Source organism: Pseudomonas sp. PICF6, from assembly GCF_009831705.1.
GTDB lineage: Bacteria > Pseudomonadota > Gammaproteobacteria > Pseudomonadales > Pseudomonadaceae > Aquipseudomonas > Aquipseudomonas rhizophila.
Map to the genome: position 1 here is coordinate 56,938 of NZ_WUUD01000026.1, position 5,325 is coordinate 62,262.

The following is a 5,325-nucleotide window of genomic DNA, read 5'->3' on the forward strand; positions in this document are numbered from 1 at the left end:
GCTGAAGACGGCTTTGACCGCACTGGCTCGAACGCTATCGCTGAAGACGGCTTTGACCGCACCAACACCGCCTCTCTCAGCTAATCCCAACGAGGCTCTCTCACAGCCCGGCTTCGGCCGGGCTTAGTTGTTTTTGGGGTACAGGAAAACGGTCAGCCTCAAGCCCAACACAAAAGTGGTCTCACTGAAGAACAAATTGTGGGAGCGAGCCTGCTCGCGAAGAGGTCAGCACATTCAACCCCTACTTCGCCTGCCACACCGTCATCGCGAGCAAGCTCGCTCCCACAGAATTGTGTGGCAGACGAAAGTTCCGTGAACCCTGAAGAGCAAATGAGTGAGCAGGCTTGCCAGGTGCTGACAAAAACAGTCGCCCCCTGCACTATCCACAACATCCTCAAAATCCATCCCCAGGACCCTCGCCTCATGCCCGACGACATCCACTACTACGAACCCGCCCACGGCCACGGCCTGCCCCACGACCCGTTCAATGCCATCGTCGGCCCACGCCCCATCGGCTGGATTTCCTCCCAGGACGCCGAAGGGCACCTGAACCTGGCGCCCTACAGTTTTTTCAATGCCTTCAACTACATTCCGCCGATCATCGGCTTCTGCAGCGTCGGGCGCAAAGACAGCCTGAACAACATCGAACAGACCGACGAATTCGCCTGGAACCTGGCGACACGCCCGTTGGCCGAGCAGATGAACCAGAGCTGCGCCATGGTCGCGCCAAAGGTCAATGAATTCGAACTGGCCGGTTTGACGCCAGCGCCATCACGGGTGATCCAGGTGCCACGCGTGGCGCAAAGCCCGGTGTCCTTCGAATGCAAGGTCACCCAGATCATCCAGTTGCAGCGCGCGGACAAGGCATTGGTGCCCAGTTGGCTGATTCTCGGCGAGGTGGTCGCCGTGCATATCGCCAAATGGTTGTTGAAGGATGGGGTATACGACACCGCCGCCGCCGAGCCGATTTTGCGCGGCGGCGGGCCGGCGGATTATTTCCAGCTGGGTCCCGAGGCGCTGTTCAAGATGCACCGTCCTCAATAGCAGTGCACAGACAAAGCGTTTTATCTGTGGGAGCAAGGCTTGCCCGCGATGAAGACAACGCAGCCTGTCTTTTGAACCGAGGTGACTGCATCGCGGGTAAGCCTTGCTCCCATAACGTTAATCTCGCGGGTTCCAGATCAGCTCGCCCTCATCGCCCACACCCTTGAGATGGGTCAACTCAATGGCCGCCGCCGAGTCGGCATCAGTGGCCGTCTTGAACGTCTGATCTTCAAGCACCTTGTTAAAACGCGGCGCACCGGAACCACCAATGGCTTTGGTGGCAATCGCCGCGTAGTAGCCGCCCTCTTTGGGGACGACCGCGGAAACAGCTTCGAAGGTTTCAAAGGCTTTACGTGCCATATTGCGCATCCTGGCGATGGAAAATGACGCTCATTAAACCTTCAACCCGCCAGTTTGTGTACCTTCGCCAGGCACCCTTCGGTCGCCTGGGCGGCGGACACTTCCCGGAAGGTGTGGAAATCCAGGCTGCTCACCACCAGGTCCTGTACCAGCTCGGCGAAGATCGCCATGGCCGGTGAGTTGAAATAAGCATCCATCGCCTGTTGATTGACCCAGAGCCCGGACACCAGCCACAGATCGGCGTCGCATTGCGATTGCTGCAAGGCAAAATGCAGGCATCCGGGAGCCTGGCGCGAAGGCGTGATCAGCGTACTCAGGCGTGCACCCAATGGCTTGGAGCAACCGGAACGGGCCCGCACAAAGGCCATGTGACTGACGGGGATCTGTGTAGACATGTTCAACCTCCCAGGTAATCCGTTGTGCAGCCCGGGACAGGCTGCGACAGGATCAAAGGTTAAGCGCCACCACGCCAGCCTGGTTAGTCGATTCCTGCCGACCCATTGCACAATCCTGCGCGGGAGCGGGACCCAATCGGTCCTCCATCGGCGAGGATCCGGGAAAGTTGAAACAAAAGGTTTCAAGCAAGTTTTTGTCACATTAAGCCATGGTGAATCGATGCACCGTGCAGGATCAGGCAAGCTTTCGACAGGATGTGGCTACCACTGCAACTTGCACAAACATAAGCTCTGCTCATCGCTCCCCCTTTCCCGAGGATTCCGGCATGTCGCCGCTTGACCACGCCCACGTCCCGCTGGACACGTATCTGGAACAACAGCGCGCCGAACTGGCGTCGATCATCGCCCGCAATACCAGTGAAGACGGCAACTACGCCACGGCCATCGACTCGCTGAATCTGTCGCGCCACAGTCAAGCCCATCAATTCGCACCGGTGCTGGCGCGACCGGCGCTGTGCATCATGGCCCAGGGCAGCAAGCAGGTGCGCCTGGCGGATGAGTTGTTCAACTACGATCCGCTCCATTACCTGGTGGTCTCGGTCTCGATGCCCCTGAGTGGTTGCATCGCCAGCGTCTCGCCCGATCAGCCGATCCTGGCCCTGCGCCTGGACATCGATCCGGCGGAAATCACCGCGCTGATTGCCGACGCAGGCCCCCTCGGCGTACCGACGCGCCCCACCGGTCGCGGCCTGTATGTAGAACGCTTGGACACGCCGATGCTCGACGCCGTGTTGCGCCTGACGCGCTTGCTCGACAGCCCGAAAGACATCGCCATGCTCGCGCCCCTGGTGCGCCGGGAGATTCTGTACCGCCTGCTGCGCAGCCCTCAGGGCTATCGGCTGTACGAAATCGCCATTACCAACAGTCAGAGCCATCGCATCAGCCAGGCGATCAAATGGCTCAATGGCCATTTCGAGCAACCGTTGCGCATCGATGACCTGGCCCGGGAAGTGAACCTCAGCGTCTCGACCCTGCATCACCGCTTCAAGGCCATGACGGCCATGAGCCCGCTGCAATACCAGAAACAACTGCGCCTTCAGGAAGCCCGGCGACTGATGCTGGCCGAAGGGCTGGAAGCTTCGGCGGCGGGGTATCGGGTGGGGTATGAAAGCCCTTCGCAGTTCAGCCGCGAGTACAGCCGCCTGTTCGGCGCGCCGCCGCTGCGGGATCTGGCGCGGTTGCGGATGACCGTCTGAGCTGATTTTTGGGTTGGCTGTGCCGGCCTCATCGCGAGCAGGCTCGCTCCCACAAGGGCTCTGTGTTGAACACAAATTCTCCGTTCACCCAGATCAACTGTGGGAGCGAGCCTGCTCGCGATGGGGCCAGTAAAGACAGCCCACTTCTAGCATTCAAACCGCCCGCACCACATGTTTGATCTCCTGAAACGCCGCCAGCCCCCAAGGCCCCAACTCGCGGCCCATGCTGCTCTGCTTGTAACCGCCCCACGCCGCCTGGGGAAAGATCACTTGGGGGGCGTTGATCCACACCAGTCCCGCCTGCAGTGCATTGGCCACCTGTTCGGCAACTTCGGTATCGCGACTGACGACACTGGCCACCAGGCCGAAACGGCTGTCATTGGCCAGGGCAATCGCTTGCTCCAGGGAGGTGAAACGGCGCACACACAGCACCGGCCCGAAGATTTCTTCGCACCACAGCTCGCTGTCCACAGGCACGTCGGTGAAGACTGTCGGCTGTAGAAAATAGCCGCGCGGCAAATGCGCGGGGCGTTGTCCGCCGCACACCAGCGTCGCCCCGGCGCTCAAGCCCCGGTCGATATGCCCAAGCACCCGCTGGTATTGCGCCTGGTTGACCAGCGCGCCCATCTCCACGTCAGGGTCAAACGGATCAGCCACGCGAATCGCTTCGGCGCGAGTCTTGAGCCGTTGCAGGAACTCGTCGGCCAGCTCATCGGCGACCAGCACGCGACTGGTGGCCGAGCACATTTGTCCGGCGTTGAAGAAACCGCCACCACAGGCCAGCTCCACCGCCAGCTCCAGATCAGCGTCGGCCAGCACCAGCAGCGACGACTTGCCACCCAGCTCCAGGCTGACGCCCTTCACCGTTTCCGCCGCCCGTTGCATCACCTGCACCCCCACCGCATTGCTGCCGGTAAAGGAAATCTTCGCCACGCGCGGATCTGTCGCCAGCGGCGCGCCCACGGCCAGCCCCGTGCCGCAGATCAGGTTGAACACGCCGTGGGGTAAGCCGCACTCGGCGATGATCGACGCCAGTTCCAACTCCGGCAGCGGTGTCACCTCCGAAGGTTTGAGCACCACACAACAGCCGGCAGCCAAGGCCGGGGCGAGCTTCCAGGCGGTGGTGACCATCGGGAAATTCCACGGCACGATCAAGCCCACCACACCGCAGGGTTCGCGGCGCAGGCGTGCCCTGAAGTCATCGCTGGGCAATGCCAGTGGGCTGTCCTGCCGGGCGTCCAGCCCTTCGGCCAGTTCGGCGTAATACTCGAAGGTGGCGACCACGTCGTCGACATCGATGGCCGCTTCGAACAGGGGTTTGCCGTTATTGCTCGATTGCAGATGCATCAAGCGCTCACGAGCAGCCCGCACGCCGGCGGCGATACGGCGCAGAAGCGCCCCGCGCTCGGCGCCGGTGGTGTTCGACCATTGCGCCAAAGCCTGGGTCGCCGCGTTCAAGGCCTGATCGACGGCGCGCTCATCGCCGCCATTGACCGTGGTCAGCAGCGCTTCGGTGACCGGGTTGATCACCCGCAAATGCTGATCGCCCGATGACCATTGGCCGTTGATGTACAGGCCGTCCTGGGTGGTGGGGAAATTCATTGGGCCACCCCCACCATCCAGCGCGCCTGATCGATTTCGATCAGGGTCGGACCCTGGCGGTCGTGGGCCTCCAGCAATGCGGCGCGCAATGGCGCCACGCCGTCGACCGCCTGTGCAAAGCAGCCCAGGGCCTTGGCCACGCCAATGAAATCCGGGGTGTAGATGTCCACGCCCACCGGTTCAATGGCGCGGTTGACCATGTATTTCTTGATCTCTTCGTAACCCTGGTTATTCCACAGCAGCACGATCACTGGCACGCCTGCTTCCACGGCGCTGGCCAGCTCCGGCAGGGTGAACTGCAAGCCGCCATCACCGATCAGGCACACCACGGGCGGGCGCCCCTTACCCGAATCGATGCCGCCGAGCCAGGCGCCGATGGCCGCCGGCAAGGCATAGCCGAGGGTGCCGTAGCCGGTGGAAGCATTGAACCAGCGACGTGGATGTTCCGGGTTGAAGGTCAGGTTGCCGGTGTACACCGGTTGTGTGGAGTCACCGACGAATACCGCGTCGGGCAAGGCCTGCAAAGCCGTGTCGATGAACAAGGTCTGCGCGCGGGTCGCGACGTCCCAGTCCCGGTCCAGATCCGCCCGTAACCGCGCGGCACGCACCTGGCCCCAATCGCTGTTGCGCTGGGTCAGGGATTGTTGCTTCAACCCATCGAGCAAGGC

6 protein-coding genes are annotated in these 5,325 nt (G+C 61.9%); 2 read left to right on the forward strand and 4 right to left on the reverse strand.

Annotated features, from left to right (window positions below):
* Positions 1–423: 423 nt before the first annotated feature.
* Positions 424–1,044, forward strand: coding sequence for a flavin reductase family protein (locus GSM73_RS16835; protein WP_160893298.1), 621 nt, complete (start codon positions 424–426; stop codon positions 1,042–1,044).
* Positions 1,045–1,161: 117 nt separating this feature from the next.
* Here GSM73_RS16835 and GSM73_RS16840 read toward each other — a convergent pair whose 3' ends face one another.
* Together GSM73_RS16840 and GSM73_RS16845 are read right to left on the reverse strand one after the other, a co-directional pair.
* Positions 1,162–1,404, reverse strand: coding sequence for a hypothetical protein (locus GSM73_RS16840; protein ID WP_160893300.1), 243 nt, complete (start codon positions 1,402–1,404; stop codon positions 1,162–1,164).
* 41 nt (positions 1,405–1,445) lie between these two features.
* Positions 1,446–1,799: a putative quinol monooxygenase gene (locus GSM73_RS16845; RefSeq protein WP_047230389.1), complete on the reverse strand. Its 354-nt coding sequence runs from the start codon at positions 1,797–1,799 to the stop codon at positions 1,446–1,448.
* A gap of 326 nt (positions 1,800–2,125) precedes the next feature.
* On the opposite strand from GSM73_RS16845, the gene GSM73_RS16850 reads away from it, so the two are divergent.
* The gene (locus GSM73_RS16850) at positions 2,126–3,055 is read left to right on the forward strand and encodes an AraC family transcriptional regulator (RefSeq protein WP_047230390.1); all 930 of its coding nucleotides are present in this window, start codon (positions 2,126–2,128) and stop codon (positions 3,053–3,055) included.
* Positions 3,056–3,208: 153 nt separating this feature from the next.
* Here GSM73_RS16850 and GSM73_RS16855 read toward each other — a convergent pair whose 3' ends face one another.
* Positions 3,209–4,657, reverse strand: a complete 1,449-nt coding sequence (locus tag GSM73_RS16855) for an aldehyde dehydrogenase family protein (protein WP_076383657.1) — start codon at positions 4,655–4,657, stop codon at positions 3,209–3,211.
* A partial coding sequence (locus GSM73_RS27425) for a thiamine pyrophosphate-dependent enzyme (RefSeq protein ID WP_256676938.1) occupies positions 4,654–5,325 on the reverse strand: 672 nt, incomplete at its 5' end. The genes GSM73_RS16855 and GSM73_RS27425, both read right to left, overlap by 4 nt.